We start from the raw sequence: 14465 nt of genomic DNA, 5'->3' as shown, positions 1-14465 counted from the left end.
ACGTGGCGGCAAGAGTGAGACCGCCCCCGCGTCGGCCGGGTGATGTCGACGGCGGTAATGCCAAGCCCATCAGCTCCGGAGAACACCCCGCCTTGATGTGGGGGTGCCGCCTGGTGTGGGCCGCCCTGCTTGCGTCAGAGCAGTGACGATGACGCGTTCGCCTCGATGGTCGTAAGGCCGGGTTCGACTCCCGGCCGGGGCGCTCCGACACACCTGACAGCGTCACCGACACAGGGAGCAGCTATGGAGAACAACGAGGTCATTCACTACACCGCTGATGTGGTCGTCACCACGACCGATGGATACGTCCTGCTCATCGAGCGCGGCTGGGACCCGTTCAAGGGGCAGTGGGCGCTGCCCGGCGGGCACGTCGATTCCGGCGAGACGAGTCGCGCCGCCGCTGCCCGCGAGCTTGCCGAAGAGGCCGGGGTGTACGCGACGCCGGCGGAGCTGGAACAGGTCGGCACGTTCGACCGGCCCGACCGCGACCCGCGCGGCCGGTACGTCACCGTCGCCTACCACCTGACTGTCATCCCCGGACTGCCCATCGAGGCGGGCGACGACGCGACGAACGCGCAGTGGTGGCCGCTGAACGCCCTGCCGTCGCTCGCGTTCGACCACGCCGACATCCTCGCCGCGACTGTGACGGCAACCTCCTGAGCCACCCGAGCTGTTCCGCACTGCCGCCCCGATGGTCGTAAGGCCGGGTTCGACTCCCGGCCGGGGCACTCACCTTTCCGCCCCGGGGCGGGCGCCATCTCTTCCACAGGCCGCGCCCGCCCCGGCATCTCTCCCATCCCTCCACTGATCAGGAGTTCCGCCATGCGTTCGTACATCAGCGGCCACCAGGCCGTGACCCCCGCCGACTACGTCGAACTGGCCCTGGGCACCCCGGTTGAACTGTGGCTCGGTGTCGAGGGCGAGAGCGAGATGGAGCGCGCGGCCCGCCTGGACGCGGCCCGCGACATCCTCGCGGAGAACCCCGGCATGCCGGACGACGCGATCCGCGTCGCCGCCGCCGCGATCGAGGACCACGCCGCGGAGCTGTTCAACGTCGTCCCGCTGGGCCGTCCGGTCTCCCGGCGCCGTTCGGCGCGCAAGGAGGTGGCGGCATGACAGCGACGGCCCGCAAGCCGCTGACCAGGGTTCAGATCGGTGTGCTGACCGCCGCGTTCGTTCCGATGCTCGCCACGGGCGTGGTCGGCGGTATCGGCACCTACAGCAACATCGGCCACGCCTACGGCACGGGAACCGCGCTCGGTGCCCTCGGTGCTGGCGAGGGCGCCACGGCCGTGCTCGCCCTGGTCCTGCTGGGACTGACCATGCTGGGCCAGTCCTCGCCCCGCGTCGTACGGATCGGACTGTGGGCCCTGCCGGCCGCCGCCGCCGTCATGGGCGCCATGGCTGCGCCGGACCCCGGCCGCACGGTCGTCTACGCACTGACCCCGATGGGCATGTCCGTCTCGGCTGAGGGCATGGCGTTCCTCGCCCGCCGGATCGTCGTCCACACCGACGGCCGCGACGCGGAACACGAACAGCGCACCGCCGACATCGTTCAGGCGCTCGCCTACCACCGGGCCCGTGCCGCCCACCACCCGGTGAACCGGGTGCGGAAGCGGTCCGATCGGGCGTCATGGCGCCTCGCCCGTAAGGTCGGGGTCGGGGACGCGGCGCTCGGATCGAGGCTGTTGGACGTCCAGCGCGCCCGGATCACCGACGGCGCGGACGCGGCTCTCGCCTCGATGTTCGGCGCGGCGGCCCTCGATTCCTCTCCGGTCGCAAATGCGGAGGAATCGTCTGGAAGTAGTCGAGAACGGTCTACCTCTGACCTGCCTGTATCGACCCCGGCCACGGTCGTGCTGACGCGGCTTTCGGTGCCCGACCCGGCGCCGGTCGACCTGGGCAAGTCGGGCGGCGGCATGAAGCCGATGCCCGCCGTCGTCCCGACCGTGAAGCCGGTCCCGATCGCCCCGGCGCCCGCCCGTTCGGTCCCGGCCGCGTCGACCGTGACGCGTCGGGCGACGGGCCGTGTCCCGGTCGCCGCCAAGTCGACCCGCACCCGCCGCACCCCCGATCAGCTCATGGTGGAAGCGCGGAAGGCGACGGCCGGCCTGACGGATGCAGAGGTGACCGGGGAGGGCATCCGCCGGGCCCTGCGCACCTCGCCCGCGAACGCCCGCAAGCTGCGTGACGCCCTGCTCGCCGAACGCGCCACCGGGGCGGTGACGCCGTGAACACCCTCGCCGCGCTCTTACCGGCCGTGCCGCCCGTCATCGGGTGGGCGGTACACGCCCGGTGGCTGCACGGACGCCTGACCACGGCCCGCCGTGACCCGCTCACCGGGCTGTGGACGCGGGACGCGTTCACCCGGCGGGCCCGCCGTCTGTTGCGCGACCCGCGCGCCGTGGTGGTGCTGGCGGACGTCGACCACTTCAAGCAGATCAACGACACCCACGGCCATGCGGCCGGTGACGTGCTGCTCGCCACGGTCGCCGCCCGCCTCGCCCACGCAACCACCCCCGGCGGGGTCGCGGGGCGGCTCGGCGGGGACGAATTCGCCGCCGTCGTCGTCGACCGCGACGGCACGGCCGCCGACCGGTTCCACACCCTCGCCCGCGTCCTTGCCCGCCCGGTCGACACCGCCCCCGCAGTGCACACCACGGTGTCGCTCGGGTGGGTACGGGCCGCCGACCACCCGGGCGAGGACCTGTCCACGCTGCTGCGCCGTGCCGATGAGGCCATGTACGCGGCCAAGCGGTCCGGCCGGTCCGGTCCTCGCCGGGCCCGTCTCGGGCGGCTGCTCGGGTCGGTGGCCGGTCGCCGTCCCGGACGGCGCGGCGCGGCGTGAGCACGCTTCCGGTCTTCCGGTGGCACCTCGCCCCGGATGGCTACGCCACCCGCCGCCAACTGCGGGCCCGCGACCTGCGCCCCGGTGGTCAGGATGTCGCCGCCCAGCTCGAACGCCCCCGGCGGCGGGGCCGCCCGCCGCTGGTCGCCTACCTGTACCGGGTCGACCTCGCGAAACCGGTCCGTCCGATGACCCCGGGCCGGTGGCGGGCACACGCCGCGATGATGCGCGCCCGCCGCACCTGCCCCGAGTGCCGCCGGGACGCCGGATACGTCATCCCGCCCACGCTCGGATCGTGCGTGACCTGCGCCTATCCCGAGGAACAGCGCGCTGCCTGAACCACCCCGAACCCGGGTCCGGCCGCCCGACCTTCCACAGCAAGTCGGCCGGACCCGTCGACTCCCGAAGGAGCACGTACATCGTGACCGAGACCACCACCTTCACGCCCGCCGGGGACCCGGAGGGCACCGAACAGCCGACGGCCGCCATCGTGCCGTTCCCGCTGAAGAAGAAGACCGACCCCGCCCCCACCGGCCCGGCCGCCCCGGGCGAGGGCGTGGTGAAGCCGGGGGAGTGGGTGGCCGAACTCCCCGACACCGAGGACCCCGAGGCCGAGGGACTGACCGAGGGTGCGAGCGTCGACCCGCCCAAGGAGACGTATCCGCCGTCCATCACGGAGTGGATGCAGGAGCGCGACAAGGTCCGCCAGCCCGTTTTCCCCGAGTGGGTGAAGCTGCCTGACCAGCGTAAAGCCGTCCGTAAGTGGGCGGTGCGGCACTACTCCACGATGCTCGGCTACCACGCCTGGCGCCTGCCGTGCGTCTACACGCCCAAGCTGCTCGCCTACAGCCCGCGCGGCGCCTGGCGCTGGTCGTCGGCCGTCGGCCGCTGGGTGTTCGACACCGAGGGCCGGGCCCTGCGCCTGGCGTCGGTCCTCGACGAGGACGCGGCGACGTACCTGAAGCTGTCGCGTCAGCGGGACGCCCGGGTACGGATGCGCTCGATCATCGCGACCGTGTCCAGCGCCGTCGGCCTCACGATCGCTCTGCTGCTGTGGGTGATGGCCCCGACCTGGCTGCTCGCCCTGTGCATCGTGACCCTGACCACGGGTTTCGGTCTCGGGGGCACGCCTGCGGACAAGCCGCTCATCGACCGCGCGAAGGTGACGTTCCGCAAGCGCAAGCTGTCCTCGGACATCGTCATCCGCGCCCATGAGGCCGCGAAGCTGACCACGAAGGACCAGACGATCGCGTTCCCGCGGCCGATCGGCCGGGACGGGGACGGCTGGCGCGTGGTCGTCGACCTGCCGTACGGCATGACCTTCGAGGACGCCCTCAAGGCCCACTCGCGCCTCGCGTCCGGCATGGACATCGCCCCCACCCAGCTCTTCATGGACAAAGACGAGACCAGCGGCCGGCGCGTCTCCTACTGGATCGCCGACCGCGACCCGCTCGCCGTCCCGTCCGGGAAGACGCCGCTGCTCGGGGCCACCCGGGTGGACTTCTGGAAGCCGTTCCCCTGGGGCGTCGACGAGCGCGGCAACCCCGTGATGGCCACCATGCTGTGGCTGTCGCTGCTGGTCGGCGCGGTACCGCGGCAGGGCAAGACGTTCTCCGCCCGCACCATCGCACTCGCCGCCGCGCTGGACCCGGACGTACGCCTGATCGTGTTCGACGGCAAGGCGTCCCCGGACTGGCGCTCCTTCGCGAAGGTCGCCCACCGGATCGGCTTCGGCATCGTCCCCCGCGACGGCTTCGACCCGGTCATGCACCTGGTCAACGCCCTGATGGAGCTGAAGGCCGATGTGGAGGACCGCTACCACCGGCTGTCCGAACTGCCCCTGCACATCTGCCCCGAAGGCAAGCTGACGCCCGAGATCAGCCGGGACCGGAAGCTGAACATGCCCCTCACGCTCGTGGTGGTCGACGAGGTGCAGGAGTACTTGCAGCACCCCACCCACGGCAAGACCATCCTTGACCTGCTGGTCTACCTCGCCCGGGTCGCGCCGGCGGTCGGGGTGTCGGTCATGAACTCCACACAGAAGCCCGACGACACCGCGTGCCCGTCGGTGCTGCGTGACCAGCACCAGGCCCGCTTCTCCCTGCGCGTCGGCTCCTACCACGTCTCTGAGGTGGTGCTCGGGGCCGGTTCCTACGGGGAGGGCCTGGACGCGTCCAAGCTGCTCAAGTCCCACAAGGGCGTGGGCCTGCTCAAGGGCATGACGGACGACTCCGGGATCGTGCGCACCTACCTGGCCACCGGCCGCGACGCGGACACCATCCTGGAGCGGGCCCGCGCCCTGCGCGAGGACGAGGGCACCCTGTCCGGCGACGCCGTCGGCGAGACCAGCAAGACGCGCAGTGCAGACGCGATCCTCGACGACACCGCCGCCGTCCTCGGGCGCAGCGAGGACAAGGTGTGGTCGGAGACCGTCGTCGACCGCCTCGCCGAGTTCGCGCCGGCCGTCTACGGCGAATGGGCGGAGCTGGAAGGCCGGGCCAAGGCCGACCAGCTCGCCGCCGCGCTCAAGCCGTACGGCATCTCCACGGGCCAGGTGTGGGGCAAGACCGAGGACGGCAAGGGCGCCAACCGGCGCGGCATCGAGCGTCAGCACATCATCGACGCGGTCACGCAGCGCAACAAGAAGCGGGGCGACAAGTAGGGCCGAGAGGCCGCTAGGTCTAGCGAGCAAGGTCGCTAGACCTAGCAACCTCGCTAGCGACCCAAAGATGCCCTGATCAGGCCGCTAGCACCTAGCGACCCACCTGCGGAAACCCCGAAAACCTGCCCAGAGAGGCCCTCATGCCCCTTCCTCTGCTCGCTAGCGTCCTCATTGTGCTGTTCACGCTCGGTTACGCCGGAGTGTGTGCGGCCTCCCCGTGGAAGTCCTGCCGCCGCTGCGAGGGACTCGGCTTCCAGCTCACCCACACGCGCCGCGGCAAGCCCAAGCGCGGCAAGCACTGCCGCCGCTGCGACGGCCACGGCATCCGCATACGCGTCGGCCGCCACCTCTACAACCTGTGGGCCCGCACCTACCGCGCGGGCCGCGCCGCCGACGCAGCCGCCGCCAGGACCACGGGGCCCGCCGCGCGGAAGACGCCGACCGCATGAGGGCGCTGGTTCGCCTCGCCCTCGTGGGTGTCGCCCTCGGTCTGCTGCTGTCCTCCTGCCCCGCCCACTGAAGGGAGCACCGCCATGGTGGTCAACCTCTCCGCGATCCTCCTGTTCGGCATCGCGGCCGTCTTCATTGTCAGGGCCAAGGCCGGAGGCATCGGCCCCGCCCTCGTCCTGTTCCTGCTCGGCTTCTTCACCGCCGGAACCGGCGCGGACGAGCCGATCCGCAGCCTGTGCGCCTCCGTCTTCAACTTCCTCGCCAGCCTGCGCCCCTGACAGGAGACCCCACCGTGAACCAGCCCACCCCCTACCGCCCGACCGAAACGGCCGGCACGGTCCACTACCCCACCCCGATACCGGCCCCGGCGCCGATCGTGCCCGTCCAACCGAGCCAGATCCCCGCCGTCCAGAGCATCGTCCTGCCCGACGGGCGCGTCGTCACCGGCTACGCCATCGACGCCGCCAAGCCCGAACCGGTCGCCGCGAAGCCGCCCGTCTCGCGGGCCGCGGTGAACATCGCGCTCGGGGGCGTCGGCTTCGCCGCCGTGTGCGGCGGACTGCTGATGCTCACCACGTTCATCGCCGCCCTGACCGCGCTGATCACCCAGCTCATCATCCTGGCCGCCATCATCTTCGGCGGCTTCATCGCCGTCCAGCTCTTCGCCGGATCGCGCGGCGCGACCACGGTCAACATCCGCAAGGCCGTCATCAAGCGCAACCACTTCCACACCTGACAGGAGCACCGCATGAACCACCCCCAGAGCCCGGTAGCGCTGGCCGACCAGGCCGCCGAAGCCGTCCGCGCCATCAACCACACCACCCGCACGCCCGGGGCGGACTGGCAGTACCCCAGCGACGCCTACAGCCTGATCGGGACGCTCGCGCACCTGTCGCGCATGCTGCCTCAGGCCATCACCCAGGCGCTTGGGCCCGTGACCGACGCGCACACGGCCGGGCGGCTCACCGTGGACGGCGGCAAGGACCCCGACCAGGCCGCGTCCTCCGCCGTCCAGACGGCGCGCGTCGCCATCGGCCGCGCTCAGCGTCTGGCCGAAGCCCTCGACCAGGTCCACTCCGCCCTCAGCCCGCTCGGCTACGACACCAGCGACGACGAGGACGAGTTCGCCGACTGCCCGCAGTGCGAGGCCGAGGACGACGACGGCGAGGTCTACCCGCACTGCTGCGGGTGCGGCGCCGACGGCAGCGGCGAACGTCCCGACTGCACCTGCGCCTAGCTGCGCCCGGGGCGGGCGCCATCTCTTCCACAAGCCGCGCCCGCCCCGGTTCTCCCATCCCTCCAAGAGAGCAGGAGAAACCCCAGCATGACCCATCCCGCCCTGATCCGGCGAGACCACCTCAGCACCGCCCTGCGCCTGGCGGCCGACGGCGTGCCCGTCCTGCCGCTGCGCCGGGGCAAGGTGCCCTTCGCCAACTGCCCGGCCTGCCTGTACACCGCGTGCGGCGGGCGCCCCCACATGAAGACCCCCGGCCCCTGCACCTGCCTGCACCCGTGCCACGGATGGGCCGCCGCCACCACCGACCCGCGGACCCTCAACTCCCCCCAGTGGGCGGCAGCGTGGAGCGAGGCGGCGGCGGTCGCCTACCACCCGGGCGGCGCCGGACTGACCGTCGTCGACCTCGACCACGCCGACGCCGTCACCTGGGCCCGCGCCACCCTGCCGGCCACCCGCACCGTGGTCACGACGCGCGGACAGCACTGGATCTACCAGGGCACCATGACCTCCGCGAACGGCGTGCGCGACGGCGTCGACATCAAGTCGACGATGGCCTACGCCCGCTGGCGCGGCCCCGGCACCGGCACCCTCACCGCCCTGCCGGACGCTGTGCGGGCGCTGGCCGTCAAGGCGCCCACCGTCTACCAGGCCCCATGCATCGACGCGCTGCCCACACGAGCCGTAGAGGGCGCATGCCCGCATCGCACGCCCGCGTTCCTGGAACGCGGCATCACGATGGCCGTGGAGCGCATCAACCGGGCGTCCAGCGGCATTCACGCGGCCGTGTACGCCACGTTCCTGGCCGTGCTCTCGACGCACGGCCGGTGCGGCTGCCTCACCGAGGACCACACGGCGCGGCTGTTCGCCGCCGCGCAGGCCAAAGGCGAGAGCCCTCGGCACTGCGCAGACGCGTGGAACAACGCCCGCACGAGGTTGGGACTGTAGCCATGTCCGAGGACGACAAGACCCCGGCCCGCGAAGTCATCGCCGACTACGCGCAGGAGCGGTTCCGCTACTTCCGCACCGCCGACGGCACCGTCTACGCGCAGAAGAACGGTCACCCCGTGGCCCGCCCCATCCGCTCCCAGGGCACGACGGGGAGCCATCGCCAGGAACTCATGGTCGGCCTGTTCAAAGACGGCGTCGGCGTGTTCAACGGCACCGCCCTCAAGGAGGCGCTGGACTTGATCGAAGCACTCGCACTCAACGAGACCACCCAGAGCGTGCACATCCGCGTCGCGCCCGGCTTCGACGGCGCGACCTGGCTGGACCTCGGGCGCAGCGACGGCCAGTCGGTGCGCATCCACCCCACCGGGTGGGACATCCGCGTTCCCGACCCGCGGGAGGTGTGCTGGCGGCGCACCCAGCTCACCGGCGAACTGCCCCTGCCGGAGAAGAACACCGACGGCAAGGGCATCGACCTGCTGTTCCGGCTGTGCAACTTCGTCAACGCCGAAACCGAATGCCTGGCCATGGCGTGGCTGGTCGGCTGCCTGGAACCGTCCGTACCCGTCCCCGCCCCGTTCCTGACCGGACCGCAGGGCGCGGGGAAGTCGACGGCCGGCCGGATGCTCATCCGGATCGTCGAGGGCATGAGCAGCGACCTGCGCCGCGCCCCGAAGGACGAGGAGAACCTGATCGCGGCCGTCGCCGCGGGATGGGTCACGGCGCTGGACAACCTCTCCCACATGACCCCGGACCTGTCCGACGCCATGTGCTGCATCGTCACCGGGGCCGAGTCCGTCAAGCGGGCCCTGTTCACCGACGGGGATGTCTTCCGCGCCCGCTACCGGCGCCCGCTCCTGCTGACCGGTATCGACGTGGGTGTCATCCGCCCGGACCTCGCCGAACGTCTCCTGCCGCTCCGGCTGGAACGCCCGAAGGTGCGGCGCACCGAGGCGGAGCTGTGGACGGAGTACGCGCAGGTCCTGCCCGTCGTGCTCGGGTCGCTGTTGGACCTGACGGTCAAGGTCCGCGCCGCGTCGGCGGAGACGCCGACGGATCTGCGGATGGCGGACTTCGCGCACCTGTGCGCGCAGCTCGACACCGCGATGGGTCTCGGGGCGCTGCCCGCCTACCGGGCCGGACTGGACGACCTCAACGACGACGTGATCGAGGGCGACCTCCTCGCGCAGACCGTGCTTGCGTACGCGGCCGACATGCAGCCCGGGGAGCAACAGCGCATGACCTCCGCGGAGTGGCTGCACCTCCTGACGCGGCTCTACAGTGGCGAGGACTGCCGTCCCCTGCCTAAAGGGTGGCCGACTACCGGCAAGGTCCTCTCCGACCGCCTCAAGCGGCTTCAGCCCACCCTCGCGGCGCGCGGCCTGAACGTCGACTGGGGACGCACCCGCGAGGCCCGCTACATCGAGCTGACCGAGCCCGCCCCGGCACCCGGCCCGCAACAGGGCGCCGCGTTCTGACGCGAGGTCACCGCACAACAGCAAGAGGAGCACCCGGGGCGACACCGCGCAGGGTGCTCCTCTTGCTGTTCGGTGCGCAGCACCCTGCCGAAGGACGCGCCGCGAAGCGGCTCCTTCTTCATGTCCTGTGCTGCGCACAACAACAGAAACCATCCCCCTCTTTTCCTAAGTAGGAAGACTCTGCGTCACCTGCGTCACATCCGACGGAAACCGGCCCCTGACCTGCCCGGACAGGCGTGACGCAGAACCGATCGGCTGCGTCATCGTGCGTCACCTGCGTCACGCCCCCGTGTCACAGACGACGAAGCCGTGACGCACCGGTGACGCACCCCATCCACCCCACGTCACGCAAAGGCACAGGTCAAAGGCCCGAATGACGCACGTGACGCCGTGACGCAGAAACCCGAACCTCGGACACACGCGGACTCCCGCGCCCCAGACACCGCCACGACTCCCCGACGGGACCGTCCCAGAGGAGACCTTTCCGTGAGCATCGCCACCGTGGACATCGCACCACTCGCCGAGGCTGCCGACCCGGCCCCCGTTCTCCTGACCGTCGAAGAAGCCGCCCGCTGCCTCCGCATCGGCCGGACCACCTGCTACGCCCTCATCCGCAGCGGAGAGCTGGAGTCCCTGACCATCGGCGGACTCCGGCGCGTCCCCGCCGACGCCCCCGCCGCCTACCTCGCCCATCGCCGCGCTGAGCAGCGCGCCGCCTGATCACCTCACGCCGGGACGCCGCCTCACGGGGTGGCGTCCCGGCCGCTTTCCTGCCCCAACCGAAGGAGCCCGCCAGTGGCGGAAGACAAGAAGCGAACGCGGCAGCCCAACGGGGCGTCGTCCATCTACCTGGGCAAGGACGGGAAGTGGCACGGTCGTGTCACGGTCGGAGTCCGCCCCGACGGCAAGCCCGACCGCCGCCACATCGAGCGCAAGACGCGGGCCGAAGTCACCGAAGCTGTGCGCGAGTTGGAGCGGCAGCGCAAGGCGGGGACCGTACGAAAGGCGGGGCAACAGTGGACCGTCAAGACGTGGCTTGAGCACTGGGTGACCAACATCGCCAAGAAGTACGTCAGCGAGAACAGCTACGACGGCTACGAGGTGGACGTGAGGGTCCACCTCGTTCCCGGCATCGGGGCCCACAAGCTTGAGCGGTTGGAGCCGGAGCACCTGGAGGAGTTCTACGAGCGGATGCAGAAGAACGGCAGCGCTGCCGGGACCGCTCATCACGTCCACCGAACCATCCGGGTCGCGCTCAGCGAAGCGGTCCGACGCGGGCACGTCGCCAAGAACGTTGCTGAGATCGCGAAGGCCCCGCGGCTCGAAGAAGAGGAGATCGAGCCGTACAGCATCGAGGAGATTCAGAGTCTCCTCGTGGAGGCGTCGAAGCTCCGCAACAGCGCACGCTGGGTCATCGCCCTGGCGCTCGGACTGCGCCAGGGCGAGGCTCTCGGACTCATGTGGGAAGACGTCTACCTGGACGCCGGGTACATCCGCATCCGGAAGAACCGGCTACGGCCGAAATACGAGCACGGGTGCGGCGACACCTGTGGTCGAAAGGCTGGCTACTGCCGGGACCGCCGGCAGATCCGGCGGGAGTTCAAGAACACCAAGTCCCGCGCTGGCCGACGCACCATCGGGCTTCCGGGCCCGCTCATCAAGCTGCTCATCAAGCACAGGGAGGAACAGGCGCGGGAACGGCAGGAAGCCGGAGAGCTGTGGGAGGACAAGGGGTACGTCTTCGCGCAGCCGACGGGCGGCCCGCTCATCCCGAACACCGACTACCACCAGTGGAAGCAGCTACTGGAGGACGCCGGCGTACGAGACGGGCGGCTGCATGACGCCCGCCACACTGCCGGGACCGTGCTTCTCCTGCTCGGGGTTCCTGACGTAATCGTGGACGCCATCATGGGATGGGAGCCGGGAGGTTCCGCACGGATGCGGGCCCGCTACATGCACATCACCGGGCCGATGCTGAAGAACGTCGCCAAGCAGGTCGGCGATGCCCTCTGGGGCGTGGCCGAGGCGGCCGACGAGAGCCCGGAGCAGGGGTCCGCAGACGCCAACTGAGACGGAAACTGAGACGGAAGATCACGAAGGGCCTGTCACGGAACAGCGCGAGAGGCCCAACGGGTCCGGCCCCTGCCGGAGCACGTCGAAGGCCCTGACCTGCGTGAAGCGGGTCAGGGCCTTCGACATCGTGCCCGGTGAGGCACTGGCGGAGGATACGAGATTCGAACTCGTGAGGGGTTGCCCCCAACACGCTTTCCAAGCGTGCGCCCTAGGCCTCTAGGCGAATCCTCCGGTCGGAACATTACATGACCGAGGAGGGTGCTCGCGAACTCGTTCCCGCAGGCCGCCACCCGCTGCGGTGCCGGGACACGACCGGGTTCAGCCCGCGGCCCGGCATCGGGTACTCTGGGGCACAGCCCCTCACGCGGCGCTATCTGACTGAACTCCCCCAGGGCCGGAAGGCAGCAAGGGTAGGTTGGCTCTGGCGGGTGCGTGGGGGGCGCTTTGCGTTCCCGGGCTGGCGGGCGGAGCCGGTTGTCAGTGGGCGCCATTAACCTCGTATGCGTGTCGTCTCTCGCGCTGTACCGCCGCTATCGCCCGGAGACCTTTGCCGAGGTCATCGGGCAGGAGCATGTCACCGACCCGCTGCAGCAGGCGCTGCGGAACAACCGGGTCAATCACGCGTACCTGTTCAGCGGGCCGCGCGGATGCGGCAAGACGACCAGCGCGCGCATCCTGGCCCGCTGTCTGAACTGTGAGCAAGGTCCCACGCCGACCCCCTGCGGGGAGTGCCAGTCGTGCCGCGACCTCGCCCGGAACGGACCGGGTTCGATCGACGTCATCGAGATCGACGCGGCCTCGCACGGCGGTGTGGACGACGCCCGTGACCTGCGTGAGAAGGCTTTCTTCGGCCCCGCGGGCAGCCGGTACAAGATCTACATCATCGACGAGGCCCACATGGTCACGTCGGCCGGCTTCAACGCGCTGCTGAAGGTCGTCGAGGAGCCGCCGGAGCACCTCAAGTTCATCTTCGCCACGACCGAGCCCGAGAAGGTCATCGGGACCATCCGGTCGCGGACCCATCACTACCCCTTCCGGCTCGTGCCCCCGGGAACCCTGCGGGACTACCTCGGCGAGGTGTGCCAGAAGGAGGACATCCCGGTGGACGACGGCGTGCTGCCGCTCGTCGTGCGCGCCGGCGCCGGGTCCGTCCGTGACTCCATGTCCGTCATGGACCAGCTCCTCGCCGGTGCCGGCGCGGAGGGAGTGACCTACGCCATGGCGACCTCCCTCCTCGGCTACACCGACGGATCCCTGCTCGACTCCGTCGTGGAGGCCTTCGCCACCGGTGACGGGGCCGCCGCCTTCGAGGTCGTCGACCGGATCATCGAGGGCGGCAACGACCCGCGGCGCTTCGTCGCCGACCTGCTGGAGCGGCTGCGGGACCTGGTGATCCTCGCCGCCGTGCCGGACGCCGTCGAGAAGGGGCTCCTCGACGCCCCGGCCGACGTCCTGGAGCGGATGCAGGCCCAGGCCGAGACGTTCGGTGCGGCCGAGCTGAGCCGCGCCGCCGACCTGGTCAACGAGGGCCTGACCGAGATGCGCGGCGCCACCTCGCCCCGCCTCCAGTTGGAGCTGATCTGCGCCCGCGTCATGCTTCCCGCCGCCTACGGCGACGAGCGGTCCCTGATGGCCCGTCTCGACCGCCTGGAGCGCGGCGTCGCCTTCTCGGCCGGCGCCGGCACGCCCGCCATGGGCTACGTCCCCGGCCCCGAGGCCCACGGCGGCGCCCTCGCCCCGGGCGCGGGCACGGGCGCGGGCCCCGGGGTGGGCGCGTCGTCCATGCCGCCCGGCGGGGGTCCCGCCGCCGCCCGAGCGGCCGTCCGCGCCCCGGGTGGTCCCGGTGCTCCGGCCGGTCCCGGGGTGTCGGTGGGCGGTCCCGGTGTCCCGGCGGGCGGTCCGGGTGTCCCGGCGGCCGGTCCCGGTGCCCCCGCGGCCCCCGCCGCCCCGGTCGAGTCGGCGGCTCCGCCCACCGCCCCCGCCCCCGCGCCCACGGCACCTGCCCCCGCCCCGGCACCTACGGCCCCTGCCCCCGCCCCGGCACCTACGGCCCCTGCCCCCGCGCCCTCCGCCCCCGCTCCTGAGGCTCAGCCACAGGCCGCCCCCGCCCCCGCCCCGGGTGCCTGGCCCACCGCCGCCTCCGCCGGGGGCGGACGGCGCCCCGGTGGCTGGCCCACGGCAGCCGCTCCGGTGAGCGGTCGGCAGGGCCAGGGCCAGGGCCAGGGCCCCGGTCAGCCGGAGCCGCAGCCGGGCCGGCCCGCTCCCGAGCCGACGGCCCCCGCCCCCGCAACCCTGGCTCCGGCGCCCGCCCCGGCCGCTCCCGCCGGTGGCCTCGACCCCCGCGCCCTCTGGCCGAACATCCTGGAGGCCGTCAAGAACCGCCGCCGCTTCACCTGGATCCTGCTCAGCCAGAACGCCCAGGTGACGGGCTTCGACGGCACGACCCTCCAGCTCGGCTTCGTCAACGCCGGGGCCCGTGACAACTTCGCCGGCAGCGGCAGCGAGGACGTACTGCGGCAGGCGCTGGCCGAGCAGTTGGGCGTGCAGTGGAAGATCGAGGCGGTCGTCGACCCGTCCGGCGGCGGCTCGGCCCCGCCCGCCCCGGGCGGCTCACCCGGCTACGGCGGCGGAGGCGGCGGCTACGGCGGCGGAGGCGGCGGCTACGGCGGCACCCCGGGCGGTGGCTACGGCGCCCCGGCCGCCCCCCGCCCCGCGAGCAAGCAGCTGGTGGCTTACGTCGGCCAGGAGGCGTTCCTGGAGGGCGCCCGGCGT

15 protein-coding genes, 1 tRNA gene and 1 other RNA gene are annotated in these 14465 nt (G+C 71.7%); 16 read left to right on the top strand and 1 reads right to left on the bottom strand.

Annotated elements, in window-relative coordinates; genetic code table 11:
* Positions 1 to 243: 243 nt before the first annotated feature.
* The 14 genes from AB0B40_RS29025 to AB0B40_RS28960 all read left to right on the top strand — a co-directional run bounded on the left by AB0B40_RS29025 (position 244) and on the right by AB0B40_RS28960 (position 11690).
* Positions 244 to 660: an NUDIX hydrolase gene (locus tag AB0B40_RS29025; RefSeq protein ID WP_362266388.1), complete on the top strand. Its 417-nt coding sequence runs from the start codon at positions 244 to 246 to the stop codon at positions 658 to 660.
* Positions 661 to 822: 162 nt separating this feature from the next.
* On the top strand, positions 823 to 1116 hold the full coding sequence (locus AB0B40_RS29020) for a hypothetical protein (RefSeq protein ID WP_362266386.1): 294 nt from the start codon (positions 823 to 825) through the stop codon (positions 1114 to 1116).
* Positions 1113 to 2234: a conjugal transfer protein gene (locus AB0B40_RS29015; RefSeq protein WP_362266385.1), complete on the top strand. Its 1122-nt coding sequence runs from the start codon at positions 1113 to 1115 to the stop codon at positions 2232 to 2234. Before AB0B40_RS29020 ends, AB0B40_RS29015 begins: the two co-directional genes overlap by 4 nt.
* Positions 2231 to 2848: a GGDEF domain-containing protein gene (locus tag AB0B40_RS29010; protein WP_362266383.1), complete on the top strand. Its 618-nt coding sequence runs from the start codon at positions 2231 to 2233 to the stop codon at positions 2846 to 2848. The genes AB0B40_RS29015 and AB0B40_RS29010 overlap by 4 nt, the downstream gene beginning before the upstream one ends.
* Positions 2845 to 3186, top strand: coding sequence for an RRQRL motif-containing zinc-binding protein (locus AB0B40_RS29005; protein ID WP_362266381.1), 342 nt, complete (start codon positions 2845 to 2847; stop codon positions 3184 to 3186). Before AB0B40_RS29010 ends, AB0B40_RS29005 begins: the two co-directional genes overlap by 4 nt.
* A gap of 83 nt (positions 3187 to 3269) precedes the next feature.
* The gene (locus AB0B40_RS29000; protein ID WP_362266379.1) at positions 3270 to 5510 is read left to right on the top strand and encodes a cell division protein FtsK; all 2241 of its coding nucleotides are present in this window, start codon (positions 3270 to 3272) and stop codon (positions 5508 to 5510) included.
* A gap of 140 nt (positions 5511 to 5650) precedes the next feature.
* On the top strand, positions 5651 to 5959 hold the full coding sequence (locus tag AB0B40_RS28995; RefSeq protein WP_362266377.1) for a hypothetical protein: 309 nt from the start codon (positions 5651 to 5653) through the stop codon (positions 5957 to 5959).
* Positions 5960 to 6043: 84 nt separating this feature from the next.
* The gene (locus tag AB0B40_RS28990; RefSeq protein WP_362266375.1) at positions 6044 to 6238 is read left to right on the top strand and encodes a hypothetical protein; all 195 of its coding nucleotides are present in this window, start codon (positions 6044 to 6046) and stop codon (positions 6236 to 6238) included.
* A gap of 14 nt (positions 6239 to 6252) precedes the next feature.
* Positions 6253 to 6696 (top strand): hypothetical protein, encoded by a 444-nt coding sequence (locus tag AB0B40_RS28985; RefSeq protein ID WP_362266374.1) that lies wholly within the window; start codon positions 6253 to 6255, stop codon positions 6694 to 6696.
* A gap of 12 nt (positions 6697 to 6708) precedes the next feature.
* Complete coding sequence (locus AB0B40_RS28980; protein ID WP_362266372.1) at positions 6709 to 7197, top strand: hypothetical protein; 489 nt, start codon at positions 6709 to 6711, stop codon at positions 7195 to 7197.
* An 87-nt stretch (positions 7198 to 7284) separates the two neighbouring features.
* Positions 7285 to 8142, top strand: a complete 858-nt coding sequence (locus AB0B40_RS28975) for a bifunctional DNA primase/polymerase (protein ID WP_362266370.1) — start codon at positions 7285 to 7287, stop codon at positions 8140 to 8142.
* Between the two features lie 2 nt (positions 8143 to 8144).
* Entirely contained in the window at positions 8145 to 9620 is a 1476-nt protein-coding gene (locus AB0B40_RS28970) for an ATP-binding protein (protein WP_362266369.1), read from the top strand.
* Positions 9621 to 10106: 486 nt separating this feature from the next.
* Positions 10107 to 10340, top strand: coding sequence for a helix-turn-helix domain-containing protein (locus AB0B40_RS28965; protein WP_362266367.1), 234 nt, complete (start codon positions 10107 to 10109; stop codon positions 10338 to 10340).
* Positions 10341 to 10415: 75 nt separating this feature from the next.
* Entirely contained in the window at positions 10416 to 11690 is a 1275-nt protein-coding gene (locus AB0B40_RS28960) for a site-specific integrase (RefSeq protein WP_362266365.1), read from the top strand.
* 146 nt (positions 11691 to 11836) lie between these two features.
* Here the strand turns inward: AB0B40_RS28960 and AB0B40_RS28955 are convergent.
* Positions 11837 to 11924: transfer RNA gene (locus AB0B40_RS28955), tRNA-Ser, on the bottom strand.
* Between the two features lie 120 nt (positions 11925 to 12044).
* On the opposite strand from AB0B40_RS28955, the gene ffs reads away from it, so the two are divergent.
* Together ffs and AB0B40_RS28945 are read left to right on the top strand one after the other, a co-directional pair.
* Positions 12045 to 12143, top strand: an RNA gene (gene ffs, locus AB0B40_RS28950) — signal recognition particle sRNA small type.
* A 54-nt stretch (positions 12144 to 12197) separates the two neighbouring features.
* Positions 12198 to 14465, top strand: a 2268-nt coding sequence (locus AB0B40_RS28945; RefSeq protein WP_362266363.1) for a DNA polymerase III subunit gamma and tau, incomplete at its 3' end; no start/stop codon positions are given.

Origin of the sequence: Streptomyces sp. NPDC042638 (genome assembly GCF_040647235.1) — a bacterium.
GTDB lineage: Bacteria > Actinomycetota > Actinomycetes > Streptomycetales > Streptomycetaceae > Streptomyces > Streptomyces rameus.
The sequence above is the reverse complement of the archived record's forward strand: the minus strand, read 5'-3'. Positions and strand labels throughout refer to the sequence as shown.